Consider the following 17,622-nt stretch of genomic DNA (forward strand, 5'->3'; position numbering starts at 1 on the left):
CGACAACTCCGACTCCAACCACTCCGACTCCGACCACTCCGACTCCAACCACTCCGACTCCGACCACTCCGACTCCAACCACTCCGACTCCGACCACTCCGACGCCTGCGGAAACTTCTACTCCGACGCCGACTGCTGCTGAAAATCCGACGCCAACACCAACGCCAACGCCTGCGGAAACTCCGACCCCAACTCCACCAACGCCAACGCCTGCGGAAACTCCGACCCCAACTCCACCGACGCCAACACCAACGCCAACGCCTGCGGAAACTCCGACCCCAACTCCACCGACGCCTGCAGAAACTTCTACTCCCACGCCGACTGCTGCTGAAAATCCGACGCCAACACCAACGCCAACGCCTGCGGAAACTCCCACGCCAACACCGACGCCAACACCAACGCCAACGCCTGCGGAAACTCCCACGCCAACACCGACGCCAACGCCAACACCGACGCCTGCGGAAACTCCGACGCCAACACCGACGCCAACACCATCAGTACCTGTTGTTACAACAGGAAGTGATACTGATTGCATTTGCAATACTATTGAGTATCCAACAGTCGATCGCCCAAACCAAGCTGACAACATTATCAACAGCAATGGTAGCGATGAAATTCAGTTTGGTACGTCAGAAAATGATGCTTTTTACGGCAGTCAAAATCCGAATATTTTCGATGCGGATTTAGGCGATGACAACCTCTACGGCGGTGAAGAAGACGACATCCTTTACGGCAACCGAGGCAATGATTTTATTGACGGCAATCAGGGAGATGATATCCTTTTTGGGGGCAAGAATAATGACATCATTCTTGGCGGTGAAGGCGAAGATATCATTTTTGGCGAGCGCGGCAATGATTCAATCAATGGTAAACAAGACAACGACTTAATTTTGGGCTGTCAAGGTGATGATTTTATCGACGGTGGCAAAGGCAGCGATCTCGCATTTGGAGGCAAGGGAAATGATATAATCTTCGGCAGCGAAGGCGAGGATTCTCTCTACGGCGATTATGGTAATGATACCCTGTGCGGAGGTGCTGGCAATAATTATCTGAGTGGAGGTGCTGGCAATGATTTGCTAGACGGGTGCGAGGGAAATGATACTTTCTTTGGTGGCAAAGGTAATGATACTTTGATTGGCGGTTTGGGGGAAGATTGTCTAATTGGAGGTGCTGGGAGCGATCGCTTTTTACTGTCTGCCAATTCTGGTATCGATATTATTGCCGATTTTGAAGCTGGAAAAGATTTGCTGATGCTAGCTAATGGCTTGACATTCGAGCAATTAACTCTTACTGAAAATAGCGGTGCAACCTTGATTCAGTTTGGGAAAACAGGAGAAATTATAGCTGCTTTAAACGGAGTTTCTGCTAGCATAATAAGCGCCAGTGATTTCACTTTCATTTAAACAGGCTCACCACTGATGCACCTCGGCAACAAACCGTGTCCCGTTCGTATACTTTTTGTGCCGAGCGAGCATCTCCAACCTGATGCAGCCTACCGCAACAGTCTCTTTCTCCTCTAACTCTGTGTCCTCTGCCGTTAAAAACTCTAATTATTATATGAATTAAAGCATTTTTTCCAGAAATTGCTTGGCGCGATCGCACTTCGGGTTACTAAAAAACTCCTGCGGCGGCACATCTTCCGCCACCTTTCCGCCATCGAGAAACAATATCCGGTGGGCGACTTCCCGCGCAAAACCCATTTCGTGAGTTACAATTGCCATTGTAATTCCGGTTTTCGTCAAAGCTTTCATTACATCTAACACTTCTTTAACCATTTCTGGATCGAGTGCAGAAGTCGGTTCGTCCATCAACAAAATTTCTGGTTCCATAGCCAAACAGCGGGCGATCGCCACCCGCTGTTTTTGTCCCCCCGAAAGCTTAGAAGGATAAACCTCGGCCTTATCTGACAAACCCACTTTTTCCAGCAATTCTAACCCCTTCAGACGCGCCTCATCCTTAGCCACCTGCTTCACCTTGACAGGCGCATACATCACATTTTGCAGTACAGTCATGTGCGGGAACAAGTGGAAATGCTGAAAAACCATCCCCACTTTCTGGCGGATTTTCAGAATATCTGCCTTCGGCAAAGTAATATCCACTCCGTCAATGTATATGTGTCCAGAAGTGGGAATTTCCAGTAAATTCAAACACCGCAAAAAAGTAGACTTGCCGCACCCCGAAGGGCCGATAATGGCAATCACTTCTCCTTTATGGATCTCAGTAGTTATCTCGCGCAAAACCTTAAGATTGCCAAAAGATTTATACAGGCGATCGACCTTAACTGCTACTTTGGAGTCTGCGTTCGAGTACATTGGCCCCCCAAGTTAAACTAAGCACCATCAAATAATAAATTGCGCCGACAAATATCAAAGGTTCAAAGTAAATATACTTTTCTGCTCCCACAATTGTAGCGCGGCGCAGCAAGTCTTCTACGCCAATTACTGAAACTAAAGCTGAATCCTTCAGCAAAGCAATACTTTCATTCACCAATGCAGGCAAAATATTTTTCAACGCTTGCGGCAAGATAATATCGCTCATCATCAGTTTGTAGGGAACACCAAGGGATTCTGCGGCTTCTTTTTGGCCTTTATCTACGGCTTGAATTCCCGCGCGGATTGTTTCGGAAATATAAGCCCCAGAATTCAGGAAAAAAGTAATCACGCCAGCTTGCAGCGCCGATATATTATAGCCCGTAAGCTGGGGCGTTGCAAAATAAACTAAAGTCAACTGCAAAATTAGCGGCGTTCCTCGAAAAATAGAGGTGTAAGCAGTGGCAAACCAGAACAGCGGTTTAATGCTAGAAATCTTAAACAGAGACAGCACGATTCCCCAGATAAATCCTAGAAATGCCGACAGCAACGTAAAAGTTAGCGTTACCCCAATCCCGGACAAAATATAAGGCAAACTCGGCACGATTTTGCCAAAATCTAACCCGAACTTGGACGCTACCGCAGGTTGATTTGCTTGAGCAGATTCTTGCGGAATCGGTCGAGAAAACCACTTAGTAGCTAGTTCCTTAATTTGACCGCTGGCTTTCATTTGCTGGAGGACTCGGTTGAATTCTGGAACTAATCTCGAACCTTTCGGAAAGGCGATCGCCGAACCGCTTTCTTCAGTATTCGGGATTGTCTTAAATTCCAAGTCCGGGTTCGCTGCTGCATAACCCGTAGCAACAGTATCCTCGATCACTCCCGCTGCGAGGCGGTTCGATTTAATTTCTTGAATGATGTCAGGAATCCTATTCAGAGGAGCCAGTTGCACACCGGGCATTTTTTTCACAGCTTCCTGCTGAATGCTTCCGAGTTGAACGCCTACTTTTTTCCCGGCTAAATCTTGAGCTTTGGTCAAATTGCTGCCTTTATTGGCGACAATTGTATTTTGAGCTTCGTAGTAAAGGTCAGAAAAATCTACATTTTTTTTCCTTTCTGCGGTGGGAGTCATTCCAGCCATCACAAAATCGGATCTTCCCGCCTGCAAAGCAGGAATTAAGCCGTTAAAATCCATGCCAATTACTTTTAGCTCGTAGCCCAATTTTTTAGTAATATATTTGGCAATATCGATGTCAAAACCGATGATTTCGTTGCCACTAACAGCCGTATCTTTAAATTCATAGGGCGGGTAGTCTGGGGAAGTCGCCAGTGTTAGAGTCTTTTTGGCTTGGGCGTAGCTGGCGATCGCAATTAAACAAAAGGCGATCGCGATCGCTGCCGCCAGCATTGATTTTAATGTTAAACGTTTCATATTGAACATTGTACTAAAAAATCCCATCGCCCAGAAAATATACCACAAATCGGAATCAAGTCACCATTGTAAAGGAAGATATATTCCTGGAGGCACGGGTTTCCAGAAACCGGGTTTGATGGACAAACAAACTGCATAATTAGACTTTAACAATGGTAAATAACCCGGTTATAAAGGTATTAATGCGCCCAGTGCTAAAGATAGATAATTGTGCCACAAACTTATATTTAAATAATTTCCGAAATGCACATTTTTTAACATTTTAGAAAGTAAAGCTTGTCCACACAACTCCCACCAATGTTGTACCGTTGTCCAAGTTGCGATCGGTATTTGTAATCATCCAGCATATTCCATTTATATGTAGTACACAGTCTTCAGTAGATCACCAGGGTAAGAGCATCTCAATCATGCTTGACAAAAGCACTTGAGAATTTGCATCATATAGTCATTGTTCATCGCAGCCCGTTTGATTTTTTGTCGCAGGCTACGCTGGAGAGTGGTTTCTTGGTTGACCGCATTAAGGGCAATCCATCTTACCAGAGCGAAGTTCTGAGGACTGTTTAACGAGCGAATACGAGATTTATCTTCATTAAAAGTCACATCTCAACTCCAATGTACTTGGTTTTCAATGCTCCAATGTTGACGAATAGCACGACCATTCCGCTTTAGCATCTACTGGTAAAGAACTTAGGTAAAACTGTACGTCGTGCGTAGTTTTGTTCCACAGATGACGAACTATTTCGATGCTCACAATAGTACGTAAGCCTGCCCATTGCTCTTGCTTGTAAAGTCCTCCTAGTTGGGCAAGTGATACCGCCCAGACTTTTCGAGTGACGATAATGATAGTATCTTGGGAGGGTCTGGCAATGACTGTCTTATCGGCGGTCAAGGCAATGATACGGTGCTCGGAGGAGATGGAGACGATCTCTTGTTTGGTGGCTTCAACGACTTGTTAATTGGTGGCAAAGGTAACGATCTCCTGTTGGGAGAAGGTGGCAACGACACTTTAAGAGGTGACTTAGATAATGACTACATTAACGGCAATGCAGGAGACGATTTGCTTTAGGGAAATGAAGGCAGCGAGACCCTGATTGGCGGGCCAGGTAATGACACATTATTGGGTTACGGCTTTTCCTCAACAGTAGCACAAATTGATTATTTTATCTGGCAAAATGGAGCCGACTTATTTGTTCTAGGTTCGTCAAATGCCCGCCCTTACCTATTCTATAGCGGTGACAATGCCTATGCCGTTATTGAGGATTTTAACCGGGTCGAAGGCGACAAAATTCAAGTCGTTGGTTTCGTACAAGATCCTAATGGTTCTAACTCCTTCTCTTATCGATTTGAATCTTATGATGACGGTACGAGACGGGGAACTCGGATATTGGTCGGCTCGGATTTAATCGCCGACGTTAAAAATGTTACAGATGTGAGTCTATCAGATTGCGCGATCGTTTCGACTGGGTTTATACCGCCATCGCGAGACTTTCCATCCTTCCCTTCTCTGCCGAGAATTCCCTTTCCGATACCGCCGCGTCCCACTTTTTTCTCGCCAATAGTGCCAGTTTTTGTGGAACGTTTGCTTTCTTTTCAATTGTGATAGGACTTTACGGATGGGGGCAATCACCGGGTTTTTTTACGAAAATATGCACGTTGCCACCAGCAGATTTTGTTAGTAAAGACTGAAGTCCTGACTACAAAACAAGATTCGGTTGGACGATCGAACTGGCTGGGCCTACTCGATCGACAATGAGGGCGTTTGGGGCCGAAAGTGAAGTTTTACGATCGAGATGAAATTTGGCCTCTCCCGGCAAACCTGTTTCCGGCTCGGACTGCTTTCTGTAGCTCAGCCCTCCCCCCATAGTAGCTTGGGCGGATGTTGAGATTCCGAACAAAGCCTTTTAAGTGCCCAAAAAGCGATCGCCTGCGTGAAAATTGCACGGCAATTATGTTACATTTTTTATCACAGTCTGGAATTCGATCGGGCAACGCCAGCGAGTAGGGACAAGCCACCGCTTAGTTTCCCAGGGCTTGCAGGCGATCGCACAAGAGAGTTCCTTTCGTCAGCTCCAAATTTAAAAAATAGCCTCAGGCATTTGCTAGTAAAAGCAAGCTGCTCGGCGCGGGGCGACAAAAAACCTTGTGGCTGCTGCCCTGAACCTCAACCACAGCAATATTCTTTTAGGAATTCTGGCTCCATGTTTTCTAAACAAATCACCGACTCAAAAACCTACCAGTGGTTTGAGGAACGCCTGGAAATTCAGGCGCTCGCCGATGACATCACTACAAAGTATGTACCCCCGCACGTCAATATTTTCTACTGCTTGGGCGGAATTACTTTAGTTTGCTTTCTGATCCAGTTTGCCACCGGCTTCGCCATGACTTTCTATTACCGTCCCACGGTAGCAGAAGCTTTTTCTTCAGTGCAATACCTGATGACTGAAGTCAACTTCGGCTGGCTGATCCGCTCCATCCACCGCTGGTCTGCAAGCATGATGGTGCTGATGATGATTTTGCACATCTTCCGGGTTTATCTGACAGGCGGCTTCAAAAAGCCCCGCGAATTAACCTGGGTGACAGGAGTAATCTTGGCAGTCATCACTGTTTCTTTCGGCGTGACCGGCTATTCACTGCCTTGGGATCAAATCGGTTACTGGGCAGTTAAAATCGTTTCCGGCGTCCCCGAAGCTATCCCGTTTGTCGGTTCTTTGATGGTTGAACTGCTACGCGGCGGTGTCAGCGTCGGTCAAGGCACTTTGACTCGCTACTACAGCTTGCACACTTTTGTGTTGCCTTGGCTGATTGTAGTCTTCATGCTGGCTCACTTCTTGATGATTCGCAAGCAAGGTATCTCTGGCCCGTTGTAAGTTTTGAGTTTTGGGGGCGGTATTTTTTTTGCCCCCCCGCTGAATTGTGAGTTGAAAATTCAGAATTCATCACTCATGATATTTATTTACGGCTAATACTTCCTGCGATCGCACCGCTGATTCAAACTAACGAATACAGTGGAATGGCAGGCCCGGGTAAAACTAAAAGGAGAACACTGTTACTATGTCTATTCTCAAAAAACCTGATTTGAGCGATCCAGCGCTCCGCGCTAAGCTCGCTAAGGGCATGGGTCATAACTATTATGGCGAACCAGCTTGGCCTAATGACTTGCTCTACGTTTTCCCTATAGTCATCATGGGAACGATTTCTCTGTGCGTGGGTTTGGCCGTACTAGACCCGGCTTTGGTTGGGGAACCTGCTAATCCTTTTGCTACTCCGCTGGAAATTCTGCCGGAATGGTATTTGTGGCCTGTGTTCCAAATCCTGCGCGTTTTGCCTAACAAATTGTTGGGTATTGCTTGCATGGCCGGTGTTCCCCTTGGCTTGATTTTGATTCCGTTCATCGAGAACGTTAACAAGTTCCAAAATCCGTTCCGCCGCCCTGTTGCTACTACTGTTTTCCTCTTGGGAACTGCGGTAACTCTGTGGTTGGGTATTGGTGCTATTTTCCCTATCGACAAATCTTTCACACTGGGTCTTTTCTAAGATTTAAGTTTGCTTGATTTTGACGCCTGCGGGTTTCCTGTAAAGTGCTTTTGTACTGGTGGGAAACTTTAGCGGGCGTCATTTTATTTTAGATTTTAGATTTTAAATTTTAGATTTGGGAATTTTACATTGATCGTTCTAAAAGTTAATAATTATCACTAATTAATTGTAAGCTGAGGCGCATCTAAATTTGACAATCAAGTTCGAGCAAATTCTTGTGGGGTGGGCGTCCCGCCCGCCCAAAAATACAATTTAGATGCGTAGCAGCTTAGGCGCAACGGCTGGTATGAAAGTGCGGATTATCCATCGATCCTCCACCACCCTAGGGTCAAATTCCCTTAATTTTTATTGCTAAATCTTGACAAACAGACCGAGAATATGTAGTGTAAGCCCTGAGTATCTTTTGTATAACTGGAAGAACTTCAGACCTATATAATAATAGCCACTCTCCCAGGTGCAAGCTATGTCCTCAGAGAAAGCATTAATTCTGGATTTTTCCCAGCCAGACGCAATGAAATCGATTCTCCCGAGTCCCTCAATCCTGTCGAGTCACCACGGCACAAAATGGGAGGGAATTCACGTCGAATATCACCGTCAGCCAGCAGACGAAACTCCCGAACACTGTTTTCAACAACACAACATTGGGCTGATACTCAATTCAGTTACAGTAAACGGAATACTCAACGGGAAACACTACGGTAGCGAACCGTGGCAAAGAGGAGAAATTTTCATCGGTGGTGCTGGTACTGATTTCCAGTCAGGTGCAGTCGAAGATCCTGAATTTATAGCGATCGCTCTTGAACCTACCGACTTCGACAATACAGTTTACGAATCGACAAATTCAAACCTCATTGAAATTATACCGCACTGGAAAATCAGCGATCCGTTGATTCTCGGCATTGGCTGGGCCCTCAAAACTGAACTCGAATCAGGTGGATTAAACGGTACTCTCTATGTCGATGCACTGAAAAACGCGCTTTCAGTTCATATACTGCACCGCTATTGTGCACAGAAACCGAATCTGCGAGATTTTGAAGGTGGCATTGATACTTACAAATTGCAGATAGTTATTAACTACATAAATGACTACCTAAGCCGAGATTTGCACTTAAGTGAACTTGCTAATTTAGTGCAGATGAGTCCTTCTTATTTCGGTCGTTTGTTTAAACAATCAATTGGAGTTACGCCACATCATTACGTGATTCAGTGCCGGATTGAAAAAGCCAAACAGTTATTGAAAAGGCAAGATTTATCAATAATCTATATCTCGCAGCAAGTCGGGTTTCACGACCAAAGTCACTTTAGCAAGACTTTCTGCAAAATCGTCGGTTTGACTCCTAAGAAATATCGCGATCAACTTTAATAAAGGTAACACCCGCAGTCTGGCAGGGGTTAAAAACCCCTGGCGGACTCTCGGACTTACCCAAAGTTTTTGGCATTCTTGAGTTTTTGCATTCACCCACAAGTCCTAGGAGTGAATTAATTCCCCGTCTCATAGCGAAAGTCGGTTGAAACCGACTGGCAAATCCAATTAAATTATCATCAACACCAGTCCTCTTTGAGAGGAGTTTCGCTATGAGACAGGGGTTAAAAACCCCTGGCGGACTCTCGGACTCTCGGAATATCGAACTGGCGGAATGTCGGACTCTCGCACTTACTGACCGAGCGCACCCGTCAGCGTTGTTACAATTATTCATCAAATTAAGTGAAATTTCGCAAGAAAATTGTATTTTTCACAAGTTTTCCGCGAGAATTTACTATAAAGCAGAGTTCGTAGTTTAGTAGACTTTCTGGCATAACATAAACCAGGGGTACCAGCTATGAGTTCTCAAAATCAACAGGCATCTTACGGTCAAATTCCCTTAAGTTTTATTGCAAATGCTGGACAAACTGACCCTAATGTGAAATTCCAAGTGAAAGGTGCCGGTCACAGTATCTTTTTTACTCCAAACGAAATTTCTTTCGTCGCTTTCCAGCCACCTAATGAACCGGGAAGCCAACCAACAAATTCTTCAATTGTACGCAGCAGCTTAGCCAACAGCAACCCGAATCCCACAATTTCCGGGCTGGAAAAATTGCCCGGAGTTGCTAACTTTATTTTAGGCGAAGATTCCAGTCAATGGCACACAGACGTTCCTACTTTTAACGGTGTTGTTTATCAAAACGTCTATCAAGGAATTGACCGCGTTTTCAAAGGCACAGAAGGACAACTTAAGAGCGAGTTTTTAGTTGCACCTTTTGCCGATCCGAGTCAAATTAAGATGAACTATAGCGGTGTTAACGACATCCGGTTGCGTGACGACGGCGCACTGATATTAGAGACACCGCTAGGCGAATTAATTGATAACGCACCGATAGTTTATCAAGATATCAACGGACAGCGGGTGAATGTGCCCGCAGCTTACAATTTATTAGGAAACGGTCAAGTTAATTTTAGTTTGGGATATTTTGACCCCACTCAACCCCTAGTTATTGACCCGGTTTTAGCTTACTCGACTTATCTAGGTGGCAGCGACAATGAGAATGCCAACCGCCTCGCCGTAGATAGCACAGGTGCGGCTTACATTATTGGAACTACGCATTCTAACAATTTTCCTACTACTCCCGGTGCGTACCAAACGACGCTAGTAGGTGGAATAAGTGACATATTAGTTACCAAAATTAACCCCGAAGGAACTGCCTTAGTTTACTCTACATTTATTGGCGGCCCTAACAATGATGAAGGTTTTGACATTGCCGTAGACAGTCAAGGAAATGCTTATTTAACCGGGCCAGTCAATCCGGGTTATCCAACTACAGCCGGTTCTTTTAAACCTACAGCAGATATTACGAGTGCTGCTGTAACCAAACTCAATGCTACTGGGAACACGTTAATTTATTCTACTTTTTTAGGCGGTAGCGCTATCCCCAATGGTGGTACTTTTTTCGGCGCTAGCGGGAGTAGCCTCGGCAACGGCATTAAAGTAGACAGTAACGGTAATGCTTATGTTGTCGGGCCGACATACGGCGGTTTTCCCACCACTGACACTGCCTCCCAGTTTAATTACGGAGGCGGACTGGATGGGTTTCTTGCTAAAGTTAATCCCACCGGCAGTGCTTTAGTTTACTCTACCTACTTGGGCGGTAGCGGTACCGATGATGCTAAAGCCATTGCACTAGACAATTCTGGTAATGTCTGGGTTACCGGAAATACCAATTCGACTAACTTGCCGGGGGCAAATTTAGGCTTTCAAAATGCCATTGCAGGTGGTTATGATAATTTTGTCAGTAAATTTGACGCGAATGGTGCGCGCGCTTATTCCACTTATTTAGGTGGCAGCGGCGATGACTATGGTGCTGATATCGCTGTAGATAGTGCTGGAAATGCCTATGTTGTAGGAAATACCACTTCAACTGATTTTCCTAGAGTTAATCCAATTCAAGCAGCTAATGGAGGTGGTGCTAAAGATGCTTTTGTTACCAAGATAAGTGCTAATAACTCTTTGGCTTATTCAACTTATTTGGGCGGTAGCGGAGAGGAGAATGGCGATCGCATTACTGTAGACAGTTTGGGTAATGCTTATGTGACGGGAAACACTACTTCGACTAATTTCCCGACTAAGAATGCGATTCAAAGTATCAGCGGTGGCGGGCCAGATGCTTTTGTTACGAGAATCGATTTATCTGGTTCTGCCTTAGTTGATTCTACTTATCTCGGCGGCAGCGGCAACGACTTCGGTAGTGGTATTGCGGTGGATGCTTCTGGTGCAGTTTATGTGACAGGAGGTACTGCTTCTACTAATTTCCCAACAGCAACTCCTTTGCAAGCGGCGAATGCGGGAGGTGTTGCTGATGCTTTTATTACTAAAATCATTCCTGGCGGGCCGCAGGTAAAGATTATTGAGTCGGGCGGCAGCACTACTGTAGCAGAAAGCGGGACGACGGATACTTATACAGTGGTGTTGACTAATCAGCCTACTGCAAATGTGGCGATCGCACTCAATACTGACAGTCAAATTCAACAGATTGCTGGCATTAGTTTCACTCCAACTAACTGGTTTGTACCGCAAACAGTGACAGTCAGTGCAGTTGATGATGCAGTAACAGAAACTTCGCCACACAGCGGCCGGATTACTCACACTGCTATCAGTACCGATGCCAGTTATAACGGGGCGAGTGTCAGTTTTACGGTCAATGGCACTGCTGGCAATACCGTCAATGCTAATATTACCGATAACGACACCGCAGGCGTTAGCATTACTCCTGCTAACACGACTGCGACGGAAGGCGGTGCAACTGGAAATTACAGCGTTCAGTTAAATACTCAGCCAACAGCACCTGTTACGATTAACTTGGCTACAGGCAGTCAAATTCAACCAATTACCGCACTTACTTTTACAGCGAATAATTGGAATGTTGCTCAAACTGTTGCGGTGGCTGCTGTTGATGACAATGCAGTTGAAGGAAATCATGCAGGTGCGATCGCCCATACTGCTACCAGTACCGATACTAACTATAACAGCATCACAATTCCGGCTGTTAGCGTCGCCATTACCGACAATGACACTGCCGATGTCAGCATTGCACCTACGAACATAACTGCTACAGAAGGCGGTGCAACTGGCAGTTACAAAGTCAAGCTAACTTCGCAACCGACGGCACCGGTTACTATCAGTTTCAATACTGGCGATCAACTTAATCCGATCGCCACACCTATTACTTTTGACAGCACTAATTGGAATGTTGAGAAAACTGTCACTGTCAGTGCGATCGACGACAATCTAGCACAAGGAACCCACAGCGGCACGATCGCTCACACAGCTACGAGTACCGATGCAAATTATAATGCGAAAGTCATTCCCAATGTGACAGCATCGATTACTGATAACGATAGTCCCGGTATTTCTATTGTCCAATCAGAAGGGGGCACAGATATTGCTGAAGGCGGTGCAACCGATAGCTACGCCGTACTTCTGACTACCGCACCTACTGCAAACGTCACGATTAATTTTGACACAGGCAGCCAAATTAATGCGATCGCACCTCTGACTTTCACGCCGAATAATTGGAATGTGGCACAAAATGTCACTGTTACGGCGATCGATGACAGCATAGCCCAAGGAACCCGCAGCGGCACGATCGCTCACACCTCTGTCAGTACAGATACTAATTATAACAACCTGACGATTTCTCCTGTGACTGCCACGATTGCTGACAACGAGACGACGGGTGTGAGTATTTCACAGCAGAGCATAACTGCTACAGAAGGCGGTGCCACAGGCAATTATACACTCAATTTAAATTCCCAGCCAACTGCACCAGTTACTATCAGTTTTGATGCGGGAAATCAAATAAATGCGATCGGTGCAATTACCTTCGACGCTACTGACTGGAATGTTGCCAAACCCGTCACAGTAACGGCTACAGACGATGCGCTTGTGGAAGGAAATCATGCGGGGGCGATCGGGCATACTTCTACCAGTACCGATGTTAAATATAACAGCATCACAATTTCTCCTGTTAATGTCGCCATTACTGATAACGACACTGCTCCAACACCGATAACCCCAACACCTCCAACACCTCCAACTCCAACTCCAACACCTCCAACACCGATAACGCCAACACCTCCAACTCCAACACCGATAACGCCAACACCTCCAACACCTCCAACACCTCCAACACCGATAACGCCAACACCTCCAACACCGATAACGCCAACACCTCCAACACCGATAACGCCAACACCTCCAACACCTCCAACACCTCCAACACCTCCAACATCTCCAACATCTCCAACATCTCCAACATCTCCAACATCTCCAACACCTCCAACACCAACCCCAACCCCAACACCCTCAGCGACACCTGCGGGAATTACCGTTAATCCTGTAAGTGGATTAATCACGACAGAATCAGGGGGAACAGCAACATTTGATGTCACACTCAACAGCCAACCTACTGCTGATGTCAAAATAGATTTAGGAAGTTCCAATACAGCAGAAGGAATAGTTTCACCTGTATCGCTGACTTTCAATTCGGGTAACTGGAATGCAGCGCAAACGGTAACAGTAACGGGTGTTAACGACAATGTTGCTGACGGCAATAAACCTTACACAATTGTTACTGCCCCTGCTGTTAGTACGGACAACAATTATAACGGCTTAAATGCAGCCGATGTCGCTGTTACCAATAATATCCCAGCCAGAGACTTAGCTCCAAACACTGCAAGTACAGCCCTGGAAATCAATGCAGCTTCTAGTTCCAGAAACTACCCCGATGCCGTGAGTAGTAACGATCCTGATTACTACGAATTCACTTTAGGTGCTAAAAATGACTTCAATTTGTCCGTCAGTGGAGTCAATCAAGATGTCAAAATTGAATTGCTTGACAGCAGTCAAAATGTCATTTCAACGGCACAAGATTCTGGCACTGCCTCACAGTCAATTAACCGCGTTTTGGAACACGGCACTTACAATGTGCGAGTTTCTTCAGTTAATAGTGTAGAAACTCCATACAATTTAAACTTGTCGGTTATACCTCGTCTTCAAGGTGTCACAACCACAGGATATGAAGGCCCTGCCTTCACAGCTTCGCAGCCAGTTGCAACGCCCCAAAACAATTCTGGAAGCAGCAACAATTTAATCAATAACAATCTATCAAGTACCCGGCTTGAGAACTCTTTCCTATCTTCAGTCCTTTCTAGTCGTATTAGCCGTATTGGTGGCAACAACAACGACACAGGATATTCTGATGGTTTTGACGGCGGAAACGACCCCTTGGGTCGTTTGGTCGATGCCAGTGTATCGAGTAAACTGATCAATCTGGACAAATTCCGCGCCGCACCGCGTTTTTCCGGTATTGACGGCAGCGGTTTCTCTGTAGCGGTTTTAGATAGTGGTATCGACTTAAACCACCCATTTTTTGGCCCTGACAGCGACTCAAACGGCATCGCTGATCGCATTGTTTATAACTACGATTTTGCCGAGGGTGACGCAGATGCAAGCGACAAAGACGGACACGGATCGAACATTGCCAGCATTATTGCCTCCCAAGACCCAACCTATACGGGAATGGCACCTGGGGCGAAGATTATCGACCTCAAGGTCAAAAAAGATATTATACCTGCTGATGGTAGTGACGAAATTAGTAAGTTTCGGTATGTTGAACAAGCTTTGCAGTGGGTATTGGAAAATGCAGATGCTCAAAACATTGCCAGCGTTTGTATGGCATTCGGCAGCGGTGAAAATTTTCCCACCAGTCAAACTTCACTCTACGGTATTGGAGATGAACTGGCAGCATTAGCCGCAAAGAATATAATTGTTGTCTCTTCATCAGGCAACCGTTACTACCCGTACCAGAAAGATCCTAATCAGCTTCCAGGTGTAAACTACCCTTCAGCCGATCCTAATTCGCTGTCGGTTGGCGCGGTATACAATTCCGACATTGGTTATTCCCGTTTGGAAGGTTATTTTGCGAATAAGCCTGGTGAAAATAATAACGAGTTTGTAATAGCTAACACCACCGCTGCCGATCGGATTGCTCCTTTTTCTCAGCGTAACGGGCAATTAACCACTGTTTTTGCACCAGGAGCACCTATCACAGGTGCCAACGAAAATGGCGGTTTAAACACCTATCACGGTACCAGTCAAGCTACAGCCCACATTGCCGGCATTGCAGCATTAGCCCAACAGTTAGCACAGAAAGAATTAGGTCGCAAACTAACACCACAGGAATTTGCCAAACTTTTGAAACAAACCGGTGTCACTATCAACGACGGCGACGATGAAAAGGATAACGTTAAGCATACCGGTCTTAATTTCAAGCGCGTCGATGTGCTGGCTTTGGGTGAAGCTATTGCTGGAGGAGGTGTTGTTCAGAACCGTCCGCCACAAGAGAAGATTCATTTAGCCTATTACTATAAGGAGTTTAATCAAGACATTAAAAATGTCTACACCGATCCGGATGGCGACTTAATCTCTTACAAATTAAATCTAGAGGATGGTCGTCCTTTAAGCAGCAGTTTCAACAGTAGCTGGCTGGGATTCTCTTTCGACTCTAACCAGAACACCATCAAATTTACTGGCACTCCACCAGTGTTTAATATTAATGGAAAACCATTGAGTTTTGTAAGACCGTTTAAGGTTAAGTTAACCGCCACCGACCCTGCAGGTGCAAGCAATTCTCAAACCTTCAAGATAACAAAATATAACGGTCGCTGGGTGATTGATAATTACATTGCAGGTGCCCAGGTATTTTTGGATGCCAATAAAAATGGTGTTCTCGATGCTAATGAACCATCAACCAATACTGACGGCAACGGTGCATTTAATCTCGATATCCCCTTCGAGACTTTCGACAAAAACGCAAATGGAGAAATAGATTCAGATGAAGGCAATTTAGTGGCTTTTGGCGGAATTGATACTGCTACGGGTTTGCCTTTAGAAACGCCTGTTACTGCACCTGCTGACGCTACTGTGGTCACGCTGTTAACTACTCTGATGGTGGACTTGATAGATAAGGGAATTGAGAGCGATCGAGCCGAATCTCTCATCAAATCTGCTCTTGCCATTCCCGCCGATGTTCCGATCGCAGATTTCGATCCGATCGCGGCCACCAACGACACCGAACCGGGCGGCGTCGCAACTTTGGCAGCAATGGTAAAAGTTCAAAACGTCATCACTCAAACTGCTGCTTTGATTGACGGTGCTTCCAGTGCAGCTACTAACGAAATTGTCAAGGCTGTTGTCAGTTCAATTACGAGTCAAATTCAATCCGGCACTGTTTTAAACCTCAGCAACGAACTCGCTTTAGAACCAATTATTCAGCAAAGTGCCGCGAAAATTCAGCAGATTGACCCAAGTTTCAACCGTCAAAAAGTTACCTCAATTACCTCGCAAGCTGCGACTGTAATGGCAACAGCAAATCAGCGCATTGATTCTGCTGTCTCCAACCCAACAGGAACATCAATTCCTGAATCAGTAGCCCGCGTCCAACAAGTAGCTTTGGGCCCAACTACTCAAGACTTCAAAGAAGTTGGTGCGGGAACTAAGACAATTTCCCAGGTAGTTACTGAGAATACTGGTGCTGCTTTAGATACCAAAATTCAAGCTGTGATATTACCTGCTGGGATTGCGACTCCTGTTGTCACCGGCGATGCAGATTTGGGCAGCAATTCTCCGAATCGAATTCTCGGTACGAATGGCGACGATATCCTGACTGGCGACAGTCCAAATAATGTTTTGCTGGGTCTGAGGGGTAATGATTCCCTCGACGGTGCGGTGGGGAATGACACTCTTTTCGGCGGCAAAGGTAACGATACTTTACTCGGAAGTAGTGGTGATGATGTCTTGTTTGGCAATCGCGGTGACGATTGGCTGAATGGCGGTTTGGGAAGTGATAGTTTGACGGGAGGGAATGGGGTAGATAAATTCTTGCTATCTACCAATTCCGGTACTGATACTATGACTGACTTTGAAGTTGGTAAAGACTTGTTAGTTTTGGGTAATGGTCTGACTTTCTCGCAATTGTCAATTACTCAAGAAAACAGTTCAACATTCATCCGCTTGTCAGCAACCGGAGAGATTTTAGCATCTCTGAATGGGGTGACGGCAAGTGCGATCGGTGTCGCAAATTTTGGCTCGATCTAATAGCAATAGGAATTGTGCATAAGTACCAAATAAACCGGGTTTTCTGCCCGGTTCAAGGGCTGTAACGAAGTTTTATCGTAAAAAACCCGGTTTCTGACCACCCGTGCGTAAGTCCCGATCGAGTAGTAGTGTATCCATCCATGAGGTTTTTGATATGAACGAAAACTCACAACCCATCTTTTTTCCTGTTTCTCGGCTTAAGTTGTTCGTGATGTCCATAGTAACGTTGGGATTTTATCAAGTGTTTTGGTTTTACAAAAACTGGCAGCTATTAAAAGCGGAAGATGAAAGCAACATTAGCCCCTTTTGGAGAACTGTATTTGGGGCTTTATATTGCTATCCCTTACTTGCACAGATTAAAAAGTGGGCTAAATCTCGCAGTGTTTATGCAAACTTTAGTCCACTCTGGGTCACTGTTGCTTGGATTGGAATTATCAAGTTTTGTGGGTATCTCCCAATGCCATACAAACTAGCAGTATTACTCTCTGTAATCGCTCTGCTTCCAGTACAAAAAAGTGTGAATGAACTCAACACTCTAATGATACCATACCACGATCCTAACAGTCGATTTTCGATATGGAATATATTGACAATCGCTGTAGGATGCAGCCTGCTTGTACGTGCTATCATCGTGTCGCTGATGCCAGATTAGGTGCGATTTTCATCAGTTTCAAAACTTCAAACATCACAGATTACTGTTGTTAACTAATAGATAAAT

General features: G+C 45.5%; 10 protein-coding genes and 2 pseudogenes. 8 read left to right on the forward strand and 4 right to left on the reverse strand.

Annotated features, from left to right (window positions below):
* Window positions 1-1,403: calcium-binding protein (locus QUA04_RS01380; RefSeq protein ID WP_333253052.1), on the forward strand; the 1,403-nt coding region annotated here is incomplete at its 5' end.
* A 159-nt stretch (window positions 1,404-1,562) separates the two neighbouring features.
* Here the strand turns inward: QUA04_RS01380 and QUA04_RS01385 are convergent.
* The 3 genes and pseudogenes from QUA04_RS01385 to QUA04_RS01395 form a co-directional block, all read right to left on the reverse strand.
* Window positions 1,563-2,312: an amino acid ABC transporter ATP-binding protein gene (locus tag QUA04_RS01385; protein ID WP_333253056.1), complete on the reverse strand. Its 750-nt coding sequence runs from the start codon at window positions 2,310-2,312 to the stop codon at window positions 1,563-1,565.
* On the reverse strand, window positions 2,278-3,741 hold the full coding sequence (locus tag QUA04_RS01390) for an ABC transporter substrate-binding protein/permease (protein ID WP_333253058.1): 1,464 nt from the start codon (window positions 3,739-3,741) through the stop codon (window positions 2,278-2,280). The genes QUA04_RS01385 and QUA04_RS01390 overlap by 35 nt, the downstream gene beginning before the upstream one ends.
* A 405-nt stretch (window positions 3,742-4,146) precedes the next feature.
* Window positions 4,147-4,570, reverse strand: a pseudogene (locus QUA04_RS01395) (ISAs1 family transposase); the annotation flags it as partial.
* Window positions 4,571-4,579: 9 nt separating this feature from the next.
* Between QUA04_RS01395 and QUA04_RS29845 the strand changes: the two are divergent.
* Both QUA04_RS29845 and QUA04_RS01410 read left to right on the forward strand, forming a co-directional pair.
* Window positions 4,580-4,807: pseudogene (locus tag QUA04_RS29845) on the forward strand (calcium-binding protein); the annotation flags it as partial.
* A gap of 51 nt (window positions 4,808-4,858) precedes the next feature.
* Window positions 4,859-5,341 (forward strand): hypothetical protein, encoded by a 483-nt coding sequence (locus QUA04_RS01410; protein ID WP_333253060.1) that lies wholly within the window; start codon window positions 4,859-4,861, stop codon window positions 5,339-5,341.
* Between the two features lie 94 nt (window positions 5,342-5,435).
* Here the strand turns inward: QUA04_RS01410 and QUA04_RS01415 are convergent, their stop codons facing one another.
* The gene (locus QUA04_RS01415; protein WP_333253062.1) at window positions 5,436-5,636 is read right to left on the reverse strand and encodes a hypothetical protein; all 201 of its coding nucleotides are present in this window, start codon (window positions 5,634-5,636) and stop codon (window positions 5,436-5,438) included.
* A 303-nt stretch (window positions 5,637-5,939) separates the two neighbouring features.
* Between QUA04_RS01415 and petB the strand changes: the two genes are divergently transcribed.
* The 5 genes from petB to QUA04_RS01440 all read left to right on the forward strand — a co-directional run bounded on the left by petB (window position 5,940) and on the right by QUA04_RS01440 (window position 17,556).
* Window positions 5,940-6,608 carry a cytochrome b6 gene (petB, locus tag QUA04_RS01420; RefSeq protein ID WP_015174799.1) on the forward strand — a complete coding sequence of 223 codons (669 nt, stop codon included), beginning with the start codon at window positions 5,940-5,942 and terminating at the stop codon, window positions 6,606-6,608.
* 184 nt (window positions 6,609-6,792) lie between these two features.
* Window positions 6,793-7,275 carry a cytochrome b6-f complex subunit IV gene (gene petD, locus QUA04_RS01425; protein WP_333253064.1) on the forward strand — a complete coding sequence of 161 codons (483 nt, stop codon included), beginning with the start codon at window positions 6,793-6,795 and terminating at the stop codon, window positions 7,273-7,275.
* Window positions 7,276-7,786: 511 nt separating this feature from the next.
* Window positions 7,787-8,638 carry an AraC family transcriptional regulator gene (locus QUA04_RS01430; protein ID WP_333253066.1) on the forward strand — a complete coding sequence of 284 codons (852 nt, stop codon included), beginning with the start codon at window positions 7,787-7,789 and terminating at the stop codon, window positions 8,636-8,638.
* Between the two features lie 457 nt (window positions 8,639-9,095).
* Window positions 9,096-16,904, forward strand: a complete 7,809-nt coding sequence (locus QUA04_RS01435; protein WP_333253068.1) for a DUF7948 domain-containing protein — start codon at window positions 9,096-9,098, stop codon at window positions 16,902-16,904.
* Between the two features lie 154 nt (window positions 16,905-17,058).
* On the forward strand, window positions 17,059-17,556 hold the full coding sequence (locus QUA04_RS01440; protein WP_333253070.1) for a hypothetical protein: 498 nt from the start codon (window positions 17,059-17,061) through the stop codon (window positions 17,554-17,556).
* Window positions 17,557-17,622: the final 66 nt, after the last annotated feature.

Origin of the sequence: Microcoleus sp. S13_C5 (assembly GCF_036700845.1) — a bacterium.
GTDB lineage: Bacteria > Cyanobacteriota > Cyanobacteriia > Cyanobacteriales > Microcoleaceae > Microcoleus.